This window comes from Bifidobacterium eulemuris (assembly GCF_014898155.1).
Lineage (GTDB): Bacteria > Actinomycetota > Actinomycetes > Actinomycetales > Bifidobacteriaceae > Bifidobacterium > Bifidobacterium eulemuris.
Map to the genome: position 1 here is coordinate 2,568,130 of NZ_CP062938.1, position 15,060 is coordinate 2,583,189.

A 15,060-nucleotide genomic window follows, 5' to 3' on the forward strand; every position below is an offset into this window, starting at 1 on the left:
GGTTTCGGACAGGCCGCCACCCCAAGTCTTTGAACAGTCATGGAGGCAACAATGACCACGAACACCACATCCCCGCAAGCCGGCGCTCGCCGGCGGCAGCGTGGCTCGTTGACGAGCGGCGCCATCACCCGTCGAAACACCCGCAACGGCTTATTGTTCATCTCTCCGAATTTCATCGGATTCATCCTGCTCACACTGGTGCCGGTGCTGAGTCTGTTCTACATTGGGTTTTCGCAATGGAACGCGTTCGGTGACCCGGTTTTCAATGGTTTGGACAATTGGAAGCGTCTTGTCGGCGACAATATGTTTTGGAGAGCGCTCTGGAATACCTGTTATTACGCGATTGTGCATATTCCGCTGACTTTGGCTATCGCCTTCGCTTTGGCGGTGCTGCTGAATTCGAAACTTAAATTCCGTTCGTTCTTCCGCACCGTCGCGTTCTTCCCATACATCACGTCGATCGTCGCCGTCGCACAGGTATGGAGCATGCTGTTCGACCAACACGGCGTCATCAACCAGTTCATCGGATGGTTGGTCGAGGATCCTCCCGCATGGCTTGGCTCGACTTCTTGGGCGATGCCTGCGGTCATCATCGTGGCCACATGGAAAGAGGCCGGATACTACATGATTCTGTTACTGGCGGGATTGCAGACGATTCCTTCCGAGCTGTATGAGGCGGCCTCGATCGATGGGGCCAATGGATGGCAGAAATTCTGGCGTATCACAGTGCCGAGCATGCGGCCGACTTTGTTTTTTGTGTTGGTCATGCTTTCGGTCGGCTCGTTCAAGATTCTCGATCTGGTGTTGGTGATGACAAGCGGCGGCCCCGGCAGCAGCACTCTGGTGTTGGCCCAGTATGTCTACCAGGTGGCCTTCGAACGGTATGACTTCGGCTACTCATCGACGGTCGCGCTCGTTCTGTTCCTGATCTGCATGATCGTCACGCTCATCCAGTTCTGGTACAACAACAGGAAGGAGAAGTGAGATGCGCAGGTCGGAGCAAACCGTGTCCACGGTCAATCCCTCGATTCCGTTCAACCGCCAGCCTGTTTCGCCGTTGAAAATCGGCGGTCGGGTTATCGGCTACGCCTCGTTGCTGGTGTGTGCGGCCTTTGTGCTGGTGCCGTTCGTGTGGATGGTCCTATCGTCGCTGAAACCGAACAACGAGGTGTTCACCGTACCGATCAAGGTACTGCCTTCGGTGTGGCACTGGGAGAATTATGTGGATATCTGGACGAAGTCCGATATGCTCATCTGGCTTGGCAACACCGTGTTCTTTGCGGTGGTCGTCACGTTTTTGCAGGTGCTCACCGGCTCATTCGCAGCCTATGGGTTTTCGAAGATCAGATTTCCCGGGCGAAATGTGTTGTTCATGATCTATGTGGCCACAATAGCCGTGCCATGGCAGGCCTATATGGTTCCTCAGTTCAAGATTCTCTCGGCCATCGGGTTGTCCGATTCGAGATGGTCGATCGTCCTGCTTCAGGCGTTCGGGGCCTTCGGCGTGTTCATGATGAAACAGTTTTACGACACGATTCCCGAAGAGCTTTCGGAGGCCGGACGTCTTGACGGCCTGTCGGAATTCGGCATCTACCGCAGGATTCTGCTGCCGTTGTCAGGCCCCTCGATCGCGGCTTTGGGCATCATCACGTTCACCAATACGTGGAACGACTACATGGGACCGTTGATTTATCTTCGCGACCGCAGCCTGTGGACGATCCAGATCGGCCTGAAGCAATTCATCTCACAGTACGATGCCGATTACGCGATGATCATGACCGGTTCGGTCATTTCGGTATTGCCGATTTTGGTCATCTTCCTGATCGGCCAGAAACAATTCATCGAAGGAATCGCCACCTCCGGTATGAAGGGGTGACGAGGTGTGTAGGGGCGTGGCGTTGATTTGCGCCACGCCCCACGAATCCGGGATATCGATGCTATGTCGAGGGAAGGAATCCGATGATCGGTGTGGAACGAGGACACGAGGCGGAACAAGGAGGATTCGGCGCGGTGTATGTCAAGGTCGTCAACACGGTTCTTGTCATGCTGCTTGCCGGATTATGTCTGGTGGTCGGCATGGCACCGCTGTTCGCGGTGGCGTTCGGCGTCGGCGACCTGTCCTATTGGCCGGGGTATATCATCGCCGCGGCATTAAGCGCACCTGGTTTGGCCGCGGAATTCGCGGTGTTTCGTGATCATCCGACGCTGTTCTCGGCGAATGCCCTGTCTCGAAGGATCGGAATCGGTCGGAATGGTGAGACCTCGTACAGGCCGGAGGGAATCGCGGACCCGTATGTTCGCGTCGATTCGTCCGTCGCCTTCGCACGCCCGTTCCTTCGGGCGTATGCTCGACTGTTTCCACGTGCGCTTGCCATGGGCGCGATGTTCATGGCTTTGGTGTTCTGTTTCGTCTATGATCTTCTGCTGTTCATGCAAACGGCATGGGGTGTTGCGGTGGTGCCCTTGATGGTGGTGTGCATGGTGGTGGCGATTCAGTCGATGCTCATATCGTTGGTGCTGGTCGTCGAATGTCCGAACGCGAATGTCCTGACGCTTGCGCGCAACGCGGTTCTATTGTCCGTGCGTCGGATCCCCATCGTCATCGTCTCCATCGTCGCCATAGGCGGCTACCTGTGGGGGTTGGCCTCCGCGGGTCTGCTTGTTCTGGTGTTTGCGACGGGCGTCGTGGCTTACGTGGTATGGGCTTCGGCGCGATGGCAGGCCGACGTGTTGCTCGGCCGACTTGCCGAAGCCCGTATCGATTGACCGCCATGCGCCGCGCAGGGGCTCGGGTGTTCTTTGCCGGAACGGATTTCCGGTTCCATCTGTGGGTCAGTCGGCGGTTTTCGCATCCTTGAGCGTGGTCATATCTCTTTGGTCGGTTAGTCTTAGTGGTGCCGCGATTTCATGATGGAACATTCCATATGGAATTCCCAATGGCAGGTGATATGGGCCGACGGAAGGATGATGTGGTGCTTTCAGTGTCCGTTGTCGAGGACGATGACGATTGCCGCACGCAGATGTGCGGTTTTCTGCAGCGGTACGGCCGGGAGAACGGCGAACGCGTCGAGGTGACGAGCTATGCGGACGGCGAGGACATCGCCGCCCGGTACAAGCCCGGTTGCGACATCATCCTGATGGATATCGAGATGCGCTTCATGAACGGCATGGACGCGGCCGCCGAAATCCGCAGAACCGACGACGCCGTCATCATCATCTTCGTGACCAACGCGCCCCAATACGCGATGAAAGGCTATGAGGTCGGCGCGTTCGACTACATCCTCAAACCCATGACCTATGGCACGTTCCGCCAGCATTTCGAGCGGGCGGTCCGCAGTCTGCGCAAGAAGCAGGGGAGCTTCGTGACGTTGCCCATGGCGGGCGGTTTCCAGCGTGTGCGCACCGACGCCATCCGATACGTCGAGGTGCGCGACCATACGCTGGTGCTGCACACGACGAACGGCGACATGGCCGCCCGCGTCACCATGCGCGAGCTTGAGGAGAAACTCGACGGGAGCGTGTTCTTCCGCTGCAACAAGATGTTCCTGATCAACCTCGACTATGTGGACGGGCTGGACGGAAGCGACGTGATCATCGGCGACGAGACGGTGATCGTCAGCCGCGCCCGCCGCAAGCCGTTGCTGGACGCGCTTAACGACCGTATGGGGGAGACGACGTTGTGAGCCCGGATGCCCCCATGGATATGACGCTGGTTGAAACCCCCGGCAGCTACTACATGTTCGCCTATTGGCTGGCCGCGCTGGTGCTGTGCGTGGCGCGTATGCCGCGCCGTTTCGACTGGTGGCGCACCGCCGCGCTGTCGTTGGCTGCGATCGGCGTGCTGGAAGGATGGATGCGGCTGACCGACGGCATCCCCATGGTGCTGTATGTGCCCAGCGTCGCGCTGTGCATGGCGGTGGTGTTCGGCTTCATCCTCGCGACGTGCCGGCTGAGCGCCATGCAGGCCGGATACTACACGGTGCAGGTGGTGATGCTGGGGGAGTTCGCCGCCTCGCTCGAATACCAGATCTACTACTATCTGATCACCCGCTGGTCGGTGCCGAGCGTGCGGGTGACGAATGTGGTGTGCCTGGTGGTGATCCATGCCGCGGTGTTCTCGGCGGCGTGGCTGCTCACCCGGCGCAGCCGCGGCTCCGGTCCGGAACTGCGCGTGCGTTGGAACGATCTGCTGACGGTGGCGTGCATCGGTCTGTTCGCCTATTCGCTGAGCAATATCAGCTATGTGCTGTCGGACACTCCGTTCAGCACCACGCTGTCGGGCGAGCTGTTCATCATCCGCACGATAACCGATTTCGCCGGCGTGGCCATGCTGTTCGTGTTCGACCTTCAGATGCGTGAGCGGAATCTGGAGATGGAGCAGACGGCGTTGCGGTCCATGCTGCAGATGCAATACAACAGCTACCGCATCTCCAAGGAGAGCATGGAGCTGGTGAACCGCAAATACCATGATCTCAAGCATCAGATCGCGCTGCTGCGGACCGAAGGCGGCGACGCGAACGCGCATCTCGACCGTCTCGAACGCGAGATCGGCGCGTACGAGGCCGCCTACCGCACCGGCAACGACGTGCTGGACACGATGCTGACCATGAAGGCCGAACGCTGCCGCGCGCTCGGCATCCAACTGCAATGCGTGGCGCAGGGGGAGAGCCTTGCGTTCATCGATCCGATGGATCTGAGCTCGCTGTTCGGCAACGCGCTGGACAACGCCATCGAAGCGGCCGGTCGCGTGCGCGACGCCGACCGTCGGCAGATCCGCTGCTCCGTCGCGGAGCGCAGGGGATTCGTGCAGATCTGCGTCGAAAACGGATGCGAGGGGCCGGTGGCCTTCGACAAAGGCGTGCCGCGCAGCACCAAAGGCGACGACGCCAACCATGGGTTCGGATTCAAAAGCATGCGCGAAATCGTGGAACGCTACGGCGGCTCCATCACCGCACGGGTCGACGACGGGCGTTTCATCCTGCGTATGCTGATCCCCGTGCGCTCGGCCTCGGAGGCGAGACGGCCCGATCGCGTCGTCGAATGACAGTTCACGGCACAATCGCCACCGATGGCGTTCGCCGCGCCTGACCGCCTTGCCTCGTTCGGTACGTTGGAACCATCACAACAACGTGACGAACGAGACGAGGAGGTTCTCCCATGGCAGCGCTTCAGGCCTTCAACCCGTATCTGCCGAGCTACGAGTACGTGCCCGACGGCGAGCCGCACGTGTGGGGCGACCGCGTGTACCTGTACGGCTCCCACGACCGGTTCAACGGCTACAGCTTCTGCCTCAACGACTATGTGTGCTGGTCCGCTCCGCTGAACGATCTGGCCGACTGGCGCTACGAGGGCGTGATCCTCTCGCGAGATCAGGATCCGCACGGCGGGCGTAACCGCATCCAGTACGGATTCGCCGCCCCCGACATGTGCCAAGGGCCGGACGGACGCTACTATTTCTTCTACTTCATGGGCGACCACTACATCAAGGTGGCCGTCTGCGACGAGCCCGCCGGACGTTATGAATACCTCGGCGTGGTCAAATACGCCGACGGTGTGGCGCTGGGCATGCGCAACGAGCCGAAGATGTTCGACCCCGGCGTGTTCGTGGACGACGACGGCCGCATCTACCTGTACTCCGGATTCGCGCTGCGATCCAATCCGATTCTGCTGCACGGCGAGAAGCCCACCGTCGAAGGTGCCATGGTGTTCGAACTCGAACCCGACATGCTCACCATCAAGCCCGGCTATGAGGATGTGCACTACATCGGCGTGCCCGGTCCCGGCGCCGCCGAAGGCACGGGATACGAGGGGCATGAGTTTCTGGAGGCCTCGTCGATGCGCAAATTCGGCGACACCTACTACTTCGTCTACAGCTCGCAGTTGAGCCATGAGCTGTGCTATGCGACCAGCGACAATCCGGTGGGCGGATTCCGCTTCGGCGGCGTGCTGATCTCCAACGGAGACATCGGCCTCGACGGCCGCACCGCCGAGGAGGCGACCAACTTCACCGGCAACATCCATGGCAGCCTGATCGAGCTCAACGGCAAGTACTACGTCTTCTACCATCGCCAAACGAACCGTCACCAGTTCTCCCGGCAGGCCTGCGCCGAGGAGATCCGGTTCGAGGACGGCAGATTCCTGCAGGCCGAAACGACGTCGTGCGGACTCAACGGGGGTCCGCTTACAGGGAAAGGAGTATATGAGGCAAGAATCGCCTGCAATCTGATGTCCGCCAAGGGCACCCGATTCTACGGAGCGTTCAGGGGACTCAAAGGCCACGAGCCCTATTTCACGCAAACCGGGAAAGACCGCGAAGACAATCCGGACCAATACATCGCGAACATGAGGAACGGCGCGACCGCCGGCTTCAAATACTTCGCGCTGGACGGCACCCGACGGATCGCCATCAGCGGCAAGGGCAACGCGCGCGGACGGATGGTGGTGTCCACTCGTATGCACGGCGAACCGGTCGCCAGCATCGACGTCACGCCGTCCACACGCATCACCACGTTCCCCGCGGCGGCATTGAAGCCGCAAGAGGGAACGCAAGCGCTGTACTTCACTTTTGAAGGCACCGGCGCCTTTGATTTCCATCAATTCGAACTGAACTAGAACAAGGAGAGCAGCGGATGTCCCGCAAGACAAACGTATGGCGTGGATTCACGACCATCACCGCCTCATTGCTGGCCTTATCCGTGGGTGTGGCCACGGTGTGCGAAAGCTGGAAGGAGTCCCTGGACCAGAACCTGGGCACCACCTCCAGCTCGATCGAGACCAGCGACAAAACGGCGAGCGACACCTACACCTACACCTCGGACTACACCACCACCGACGAGCTGGTGCAGGCCCACGAGGAGCTCAACGAGCAGCTGAGCGAGGAAGGAAGCGTGCTGCTCAAGAACAACGGCACACTGCCGTTGGGCAGCGGAGACAAGGTCACGCTGTTCGGAGCGGCGAGCCACTACCCGTACTACGGTCCCGAATTCGGAGGCTCCGTCGACGAGGAGAACGCGGTGTCCTTGGAGCAGGCGCTGACGGACGGCGGCTTCGAGGTCAATCCAACCATGACCGCCCTGTACGAGACGCTCGGCAACATCACCGACGGCAAGGACGAGCAGGGCAACGACATCTACCCCTACCGTCCGGGCGCGTTGACCTCCACGTTCATCGGTCCGGTTCCGGGCCAGTATGCGGTCGGAGAGCCGCCGCTGTCCGCCTATGAGGAGAACGCCGCGGGATACCAGGACTCCTTCGCCGAGTACTCGGACGCCGCGATCGTGGTGTTGGGACGCTCCGCCTCCGAGGCCGCGGACTATCTGCCTGGCGACGACGGATTGGCCGAAGGCGAAAGCGGCGAGAACGCGTTGGCTCTGAACGACGAGGAACGCGCGATGATCGATCTGGCCTGCCAGAATTTCGATAAGGTCGTCGTGCTCATCAACTCCGTGAACCAGCTCGAACTCGGCGATCTCGCCGACAACGACCAGATCGACGCGATCCTGTGGGTCGGCCTGCCCGGCGTCTACGGATTCAACGGCGTGGCCGACGTGCTTAACGGCGAGGAAAGCCCCTCGGGCCACCTGACGAGCACCTACGCTGCGAACTCGCAGTCCTCTCCGGCCATGGTCAACTTCGGCAACTTCGAATACACCAACAAGGGCGACCAAATGGAGTCGATGTATCTGGTCGAGGCAGAGGGCATCTACTCCGGATACAAATACTACGAAACCCGATACGCCGACATCGTCTCCGGCCAGGGCAACGCGGACTCCGCCACGGGATCCAGCGACGGCGGCGCATGGAACTACGAGGACGAGATCGTCTACGGATTCGGCGAGGGCCTGAGCTACACCACCTTCGAGCAGAGGCTCGACTCGGTCGAGACCGACGAGGAGAACCATACGATGACCGTGACCGCGACGGTGACCAACACGGGCGACGTGGCGGGCAAGGACGTCGTGCAGGTGTACGCGCAGTCGCCGTATACCGACTACGACAGGCAGAACAACGTCGAGAAGGCCGGCGTGCAGCTGATGGACTACGTCAAGACGGACGAGCTGCAGCCCGGCGAATCCCAGACCGTCTCGACCACGTTCGAACTGAAGTATCTCGCCAGCTACGACTACACCACCGCGAAAACCTACATCATGGACGCCGGCGACTACTATCTGTCCATCGGCAACGGCGCGCATGAGGCGCTGAACAACATCCTCGCGGCGCAAGGCTACGACGTCTCCGACGGCATGACCGACGCGGGGGACGGGTCGCTCACCTACACCTGGCATCAGGACGAGTTCGACGACACCACCTACGCCACCAGCGAGAACGGCACCGAGATCACCAACCAGCTCGATGACATGGATCTCAACTACTGGCAGGAAGGCACGGTGACGTATCTGTCCCGTTCCGATTGGGAGGGCACCTGGCCCAAGGCCTATACGGACATCGCGATCACCGACGAGATGCAGCCGTACATGCAGTCGGATTTCTACGAGATGAAAACCGACGAGGACACCTCCGACATCTTCCCCGAAGAGGAAAGCAGCGTCTCCTTCCTGGAGATGAAGGGCGCCGACCTCGACGACGAGCGTTGGGACGAGATCATGGACGGAGTCACGCTGGAGGACGCCCTCTACGGCATCCGAGTCGGCGGCACCCAGCCGAAGAAGTACGAATCCGTCGACGAAATCGTCAACGCGCTCGAGTCGGATGGCCCCGGCGGCATCAACGGCACCGACCTCGCCACCCGCAGCACCGACCCCGATTCGCCGACATACGTGTCCGAGGACGACCCGAACGCGACCTACAAGCCCAACGACTACGTCTGCGAGCCCATCGTCGCCTCGACCTTCAACAAGGACCTCGCCACCGCGCAGGGCGCCCTGTTCGGCAACGACTCGCTGTGGACGAACACCACGATCTTCTTCGCCCCGGGCGTGAACAACCAGCGCACGCCGTACAACGGACGCAACGACGAATACTATTCGGAGGATCCGATGGTGACGAACTACTGCGCCAGCGCCGTGGTCGCCGCCGCTAGGGAGAAGGGCACGATCATCGTCCCCAAGCATCTGGCCTTCAACGACCAGGAGTCCGGACGCATGGGCATCAGCGTGTTCATGAACGAGCAGAAGGCCCGAGAGACCGAGCTGCGTGGCTTCGAAGGCATGGTGGATGCGGGCATGAACGGTCTGATGACCTCCATGAACCGCGTCGGCATCACCTACTCGTCCGGCCATGTCGGTCTGATGCAGAACATCCTGCGCGGAGAGTGGGGCTATCAGGGCTTCCTGATGACCGACATCATCTTCTCGATGAAGGACGTCACCGATTACATGTCGGCCAAGGAATCCGTCATCGGCGGCACCACGCTGATGGGCATCAGCTCCGACAGCCAGATCGGCAGCTCGGGATCGTGGCAGTACATGACCGTGGAAGGCGTCAGCGAAGACCGGCAGTTCGTGCAGGCGCTCCGGGACAACACGAAGTACCTGTTCTACGCTCTCGCGAATTCGAACGCCATGAATGGACTGAACAGCACCTCACGCGTCGTGACGAACATGACATGGTGGCGTTGGAGCTACGCGGCGTTCATCGTGGCCGCATTGGCTCTGACGGTGCTGTCCCTGACGATGTATGCTCGCGCGATGCGCAAGAGCGGAAAGGAGATCGAACGATGAGCAAGAAGAAGATCGGCGCAGGGAACATTCTGCTGGCGCTGTCCGCGCTGTTCTCCCTGGCGGGAACCGTGGTCTACATCGTCAACGCGACCGGAAGCTATTACGGCGACTTTGCGTTGCTGGTGCCGGTGCTTGGCCTGGCGACCCTGGTGCTCATCGTGGCGCCCATCGTGCTGGAGACGGTTGTGGGGGATCGGCAGTGGATCGACGCGTGCTATCCGATCGCCGGTGTGCTCGGCATCGCCGCGATGGTGCAGTACATCGCCGCCCGCGCCGAATCCGTGGCCCTGATTCTCGGATCCTCGCTGGAGGCCGGAAACACCGCCGCGCACCAGGCCCTGTACACGGCGTTCGCGGGCATCGCATGCTACCTGCTTGCGGTCGTCGCGGTATGCGCGGCGGGATTCTTCAACCGCGCCGCAACATCATCCGTGGAAGTGGTCTCCCAGCCGGTGACGGCCTGACCGGTTCCTCCTCGCGGCCATACGGCCCGCCCGTCGGTTTTCATTCCTTTTTCCTGGCGGCGGGCCGTATGGCCTTCTCAACCATCATCTGAACCATAGGATTTTGTGATCATGACCTCCAAACTGCAGCGCTTCTTCGACTCGCCTCTTGTCGCGACGCGCGTCACGTCCGCGGACGTGAAGATCCCCGAAGCCGTGTTGGGCTATCTCGTAGGCCCGTTCCTGGCGTTCATCTCCAACGCGATCTTCGGCTCCTACCTCAACCGCTACTATTCCGACGTGCTCGGCTGGACCGACGTCCAACGGTTCGGCGTCTTCTCCGGACTGCTGCCCATGATCTCCGTGGTGTTCGTCATCGTCGGCAACCTGTGGGTCGGCCACCTGATCGACAACACGCGCACCTCGCAGGGCAAGGCCCGTCCCTATCTGCTGATCTCCGCCCCGTTGCTGCTGGTGGCGATCGTGTTCCTACTCTCCGACCCGTATCAGGCGAGCCCGGCCGTGCAGATGGTGTGGATCGCGCTGAGCTACAACATCTACTACGCGGTCGCCTACCCGTTCTTCTACGCCTCGCACAGCTCCTTCGTGGCGCTCTCCACCCGCGATTCCAAACAGCGCGGCCTGCTGGCCACCTTCTCCAACGCGTCGATGGTGGCCGCGGTTGGCGTGGGCGCGAGCATCCTGGTGCCGGTGCTGCTGCAAAGCTGGCTGTTCGTCGAAACCGACGGGTCGATCGACACCGTCGCCAGCTACGACCATTGGCGCATCCTCATGGTCGTGCTGTGCGCGGTCACCGTGCTCGGCATCCTCATCGAGTACTACCACACCCGCGAGCGCATCACCGAGGAGAACTTCAAACTCGGCATCGTCGAGCAGAAGGTGCCGCTGGGCAAGCAGGTCGCCAGCTGCGTGAGCGAGCCCTATTGGTGGCTGATCATCCTGTATTTCGTGTTCTTCCAGTTCTCCGGCATGCTCAAGAACGGTTCGATGAGCTATTATTCGCGCTGGATGTTCGACGGGGTGACCGACGAGGCCTCCGCCGGAACCGTGATGAGCCTGCTCGGTCTGATCGGCGGCGTGCCCACGGCCATCGGCATGCTGGTCGCATGGCCGATCGCCAGCAAGCTCGGCAAACGCAACGCCATCGTGGCCGGTATGGTGATCTCCGTGCTGGGCGGGTCGGTGAGCTTCCTTGACGTGCACAACCTCACCGTCGTGTGCGCGGGCGTGGTGCTTAAAGGCATCGGTTCGATCCCCGCCATGTACGTGACTCTGGCCCTGCTCTCCGATGTGCTCGACCACTTGGAGGCCAAGAACGGCTTCCGTTCCGACGGCTTCACCATGTCGGTGTACGGCTCGATCATGGTCGGCATGACAGGCCTCGGCAACGGCATCATCAACGCGCTGCTCGTCGCGGGCGGTTACGACGCGTCGCTGCCGGAGCAAAGCGGGGCGGTGCAGGCCGTGCTCACCGGCACCTATCTCGGCGGGGAGATCGTCTGCTACGCCATCATCGCCGTGCTGATGGTTTTCCTTGGGGTCGAGAAGCATGTGAAGGCCGACCAGGAGAAGATCGTCGCCTCGCAGAAGGCCGCGGTGGAAGCGGCCGGCGGCGAGTGGATCTCGCCGGAGGAGCGTCTGCGGATGGAGGAGTCCATGGCCTGATCCGACACGACTTTTTGTTGCGAAGTTGCGCTTTCGCTGGAATGTATTATCATATAACTAAGTGATTACTAGGTAATAGAAAGTGGTCACACGAGTACGAAGGAGTGCACATGGACATCAAGACCATCAACGGCGTGAACCTCGGCAACTGGCTCGTCCTCGAGAAGTGGATGAACCCGGCTCTGTTCGACGGCACCACCGCGGATGACGAATACTATCTGCCCACCCAGCTCTCGCCGGAGGTCTATGAGGCCCGCATCAAAACCCACCGCGCGGAATACATCAACGAACGCGACTTCGCCACCATCAAGTCCTGGGGCCTCAACTCGGTGCGCATCCCCGTGCCGTACTTCGTCTTCGGCGACCGCGCCCCCTTCATCGGCTGCGTCGACGAACTCGACAAGGCGTTCAACTGGGCCGAGAAGTACGGTCTGACCATCCTCATCGACCTGCACACCGCGCCGCTGAGCCAGAACGGCTTCGACAACGGCGGCATCTCCGGCGTGTGCAAGTGGGCGCAACTGCCCGACGAGGTGGAATTCGTGCTCACCGTGCTCGAACGCCTCGCCCAGCGCTACGGCGATCGCGAAGCACTGATGGGCATCGAAATCATCAACGAGCCGAACACCACCACCTCCTGGTCGTTGATGAACGTGACGGAGCGCTACAAGGCGGTCGATCCCGAACTCGCCGAAGGCACCGGCCCGATCGAATTCGACTGGCTCAAGGACTTCTACGTCACCGCCTACCATCGCCTGCGCGACGCCGACCATGGCGCGCTGCCCGAGGATAAGGCCGTGGTGTTCCACGACGGCTTCGACATCTGGCAGTGGAAGGACTTCATGCGCGGCGAGGACGGCAAGCTCGCACCCGAGTTCGTCAACGTGATCCTCGACACCCACCAGTACCTGATGACCGCCGAAATGATGGGCTGCCCGCAGACCGTGGAAGGCTACGACGACTTCGTGCGCAACACCTACGCGCCGATGATCAAGGAGATGAGCGAATACTTCCCCGTCATCGTGGGGGAGTGGTGCCTGTTCAACTCGGTCGGCTGCGGCGTCGACACCCACGGCGGCCAGAGCGTGCTCAACGGAGAGGAGGGCGCGCAGGTCGAAGCGCTCACCCCGGCCGAGAAGCGCGACCTCTACCAAGGCGTCGCCAAAAGCCAGCTCGAGGCGTGGAGCCAAGGCCTGGGCCACTACTACTGGAACTACAAGCTGCTCACCGACACCGTCAACACCCCCGGCTGGATCGGCTGGGACGCATGGGATCTCGGCCGCTGCATCGCCCAAGACTGGTTCCCCACCCCCGCCAACCACAAATAGTCGGACGCAGCTGGCTCATACAACGTAACGAGCCGGTGGGTGGGATGTTCTGTTTAGGACCGTAAAGACTTGGCCTGAGCGGCCCGGAGCGTGTCATAAATAGAACATCCCACCCACCGGCGGACACCGCACCACCGCAACCAATCACGCAACCCAAGGAGAAACGCAATGCTGCTCAATCCGATCTTCAAAGGCTTCAATCCCGACCCGGCGATCTGCCGCAAAGGCGACGACTACTATGTGGCCGTCTCCACCTTCGAATGGTTCCCCGGCATCCCCGTCTACCATTCCAAGGATATGAAGCATTGGGAGCTGCTCACCCACGTGCTTACCGACGACACCGAGCCGAACCTCACCAAGCTGCCCTCCGCCAAGGGCATCTGGGCGCCGTGCCTCACCTACAACGAGGACGAGGACATGTTCTACGTGATCTACGGCGTGATGAACTCCATGAACGCCCGCTACTTCGACGTGGACAACTATCTTATCAAGTCCAAGAGCATCGAAGGCCCGTGGAGCGAGCCGGTCTACCTCACCTCCTCCGGCTTCGACGCGTCCATCCTGCATGACGACGACGGCAAGAAGTACATCGTCTCGCTCGAATGGGAGACCCGCGAAGGCTACGAGAAGCCGGGCGTGATCTGCATGGTCGAATACGATCCCGAAACCAAGCATGTGGTCGGCTACCCCAAGCGCATCTGGCGCGGCGCCACCGACCGCGGCTGCATCGAGGCTCCGCATCTGACCAAGCGCGACGGTTGGTACTACATCATGTGCGCCGAGGGCGGCACCGGCTACAACCACGCCGTCACCATGGGCCGCTCGCGCAACGTGTGGGGCCCGTACGAGCCGGATCCGCAGGGTGCGATCGTCACCTCGCAGCCGGTCGAATCCAACGAGCGCGCGGATGACGACCACTTGAAGCCCCGCTACTACAATCCGGATTCCGTGCTGCAGAAGTCCGGCCATGGCTCCTATGTGGACCTGCCGAACGGCGAGACCTACCTGGTGCATCTGACCTCGCGTCCGTTCGCGCCCGAACTGCGCTGCACGCTCGGCCGTGAGACCGCCATCCAGAAGATGACGTGGACCGAGGACGGCTGGCTGCGTATGGCCGACGGTTCGAATCTCGCCAAGATTCAGGTTGAGGAGCCGAATCTGCCCGACGTGCCGATGCCCGAGATCCCCGCGTTCGACGACTTCGACGGCGACAAGCTGGGCAACTGGTACTATTCGCCGCGCCTGATGCCCACCACCTTCGCGAACGTGATCGAGCGTCCGGGCTGGCTGCGCGTGCGCGGTCAGGAGTCGCTGGCCTCGCTCAACCGCACAAGCCTCGTGGCCCGCAAGCTCACCAGCGTGTACGCCACGGTGACCACGAAGATGGAGTTCTCCCCGGAGGTCTACCAGCATTCCGCGGGGCTCACCATCTACTACGACAACATGAACAACATCTTCCTGCGCAAGTACTATTCGGAGACGCTCGGCGGCGCCGCCATCTCGCTGGTGCGACTGGAGAACGGTGAGAAGACCGAGATGCTCGACACCCGTGTGGCCGTCGAGGACCGTGCGATCTACATGCGCCTGAACATCGAAGGCCGCCGCACCTGGTTCGAGTGGGGCTACGACGGTGAGAACTGGACCAAGATCGGACCCGAGTTCGACACCACCACCTTCTCCGACGAGTACTGCAAGTTCGGCGAGTTCACCGGCACGATGGTCGGCGTGGCCGTCACCGACGCCTCGCTGCACGAGCGCACCGCCGACTTCGACTTCTTCGATTACCAGGCCGACGAGTCCAAGCCCGTCGCCTGACGTGGCTGTCCGCGTGCCCGTCTTCTGACGGGCCGCACCTAAGCGCCGCTCCCGACGATCAGTCGTCGCGGGCGGCGCTTTCTTGTGTTTGTTTTGAGCGCTGAAGTA

General features: G+C 61.2%; 11 protein-coding genes. All 11 read left to right on the forward strand.

What is annotated here, in order from left to right:
* Window positions 1-51 precede the first annotated feature (51 nt).
* The 11 genes from BE0216_RS10495 to BE0216_RS10545 all read left to right on the forward strand — a co-directional run bounded on the left by BE0216_RS10495 (window position 52) and on the right by BE0216_RS10545 (window position 14,952).
* Entirely contained in the window at window positions 52-984 is a 933-nt protein-coding gene (locus BE0216_RS10495) for a carbohydrate ABC transporter permease (protein ID WP_226805780.1), read from the forward strand.
* A gap of 1 nt (window position 985) precedes the next feature.
* Window positions 986-1,876 carry a carbohydrate ABC transporter permease gene (locus BE0216_RS10500; RefSeq protein WP_094637720.1) on the forward strand — a complete coding sequence of 297 codons (891 nt, stop codon included), beginning with the start codon at window positions 986-988 and terminating at the stop codon, window positions 1,874-1,876.
* A gap of 92 nt (window positions 1,877-1,968) precedes the next feature.
* Window positions 1,969-2,766, forward strand: coding sequence for a hypothetical protein (locus tag BE0216_RS10505; protein WP_143249345.1), 798 nt, complete (start codon window positions 1,969-1,971; stop codon window positions 2,764-2,766).
* Window positions 2,767-2,936: 170 nt separating this feature from the next.
* Window positions 2,937-3,683, forward strand: a complete 747-nt coding sequence (locus tag BE0216_RS10510; protein ID WP_158217252.1) for a LytR/AlgR family response regulator transcription factor — start codon at window positions 2,937-2,939, stop codon at window positions 3,681-3,683.
* Window positions 3,680-5,044, forward strand: coding sequence for an ATP-binding protein (locus BE0216_RS10515; protein ID WP_143249344.1), 1,365 nt, complete (start codon window positions 3,680-3,682; stop codon window positions 5,042-5,044). The genes BE0216_RS10510 and BE0216_RS10515 overlap by 4 nt, the downstream gene beginning before the upstream one ends.
* 113 nt (window positions 5,045-5,157) lie before the next feature.
* Entirely contained in the window at window positions 5,158-6,612 is a 1,455-nt protein-coding gene (locus BE0216_RS10520) for a family 43 glycosylhydrolase (RefSeq protein ID WP_094637716.1), read from the forward strand.
* Window positions 6,613-6,629: 17 nt separating this feature from the next.
* On the forward strand, window positions 6,630-9,680 hold the full coding sequence (locus BE0216_RS10525; protein WP_094637715.1) for a glycoside hydrolase family 3 protein: 3,051 nt from the start codon (window positions 6,630-6,632) through the stop codon (window positions 9,678-9,680).
* Window positions 9,677-10,144, forward strand: a complete 468-nt coding sequence (locus tag BE0216_RS10530; protein ID WP_094637714.1) for a hypothetical protein — start codon at window positions 9,677-9,679, stop codon at window positions 10,142-10,144. Before BE0216_RS10525 ends, BE0216_RS10530 begins: the two co-directional genes overlap by 4 nt.
* Before the next feature lie 111 nt (window positions 10,145-10,255).
* Window positions 10,256-11,809: an MFS transporter gene (locus tag BE0216_RS10535; protein WP_094637713.1), complete on the forward strand. Its 1,554-nt coding sequence runs from the start codon at window positions 10,256-10,258 to the stop codon at window positions 11,807-11,809.
* Window positions 11,810-11,919: 110 nt separating this feature from the next.
* On the forward strand, window positions 11,920-13,137 hold the full coding sequence (locus BE0216_RS10540; RefSeq protein WP_094637712.1) for a glycoside hydrolase family 5 protein: 1,218 nt from the start codon (window positions 11,920-11,922) through the stop codon (window positions 13,135-13,137).
* A 168-nt stretch (window positions 13,138-13,305) separates the two neighbouring features.
* A complete protein-coding gene (locus tag BE0216_RS10545; protein WP_094637711.1) occupies window positions 13,306-14,952 on the forward strand; it encodes a glycoside hydrolase family 43 protein in 1,647 nt (548 codons plus the stop codon).
* The last annotated feature ends 108 nt before the right edge of the window (window positions 14,953-15,060 follow it).

Coding starts and splice junctions, on each gene's coding strand:
- BE0216_RS10495 (WP_226805780.1), top strand. CDS start 52: ATGACCACGAACACCACATCCCCGCAAGCCGGCGCTCGCCGGCGGCAG.
- BE0216_RS10500 (WP_094637720.1), top strand. CDS start 986: ATGCGCAGGTCGGAGCAAACCGTGTCCACGGTCAATCCCTCGATTCCG.
- BE0216_RS10510 (WP_158217252.1), top strand. CDS start 2,937: ATGGCAGGTGATATGGGCCGACGGAAGGATGATGTGGTGCTTTCAGTG.
- BE0216_RS10520 (WP_094637716.1), top strand. CDS start 5,158: ATGGCAGCGCTTCAGGCCTTCAACCCGTATCTGCCGAGCTACGAGTAC.
- BE0216_RS10525 (WP_094637715.1), top strand. CDS start 6,630: ATGTCCCGCAAGACAAACGTATGGCGTGGATTCACGACCATCACCGCC.
- BE0216_RS10530 (WP_094637714.1), top strand. CDS start 9,677: ATGAGCAAGAAGAAGATCGGCGCAGGGAACATTCTGCTGGCGCTGTCC.
- BE0216_RS10535 (WP_094637713.1), top strand. CDS start 10,256: ATGACCTCCAAACTGCAGCGCTTCTTCGACTCGCCTCTTGTCGCGACG.
- BE0216_RS10540 (WP_094637712.1), top strand. CDS start 11,920: ATGGACATCAAGACCATCAACGGCGTGAACCTCGGCAACTGGCTCGTC.
- BE0216_RS10545 (WP_094637711.1), top strand. CDS start 13,306: ATGCTGCTCAATCCGATCTTCAAAGGCTTCAATCCCGACCCGGCGATC.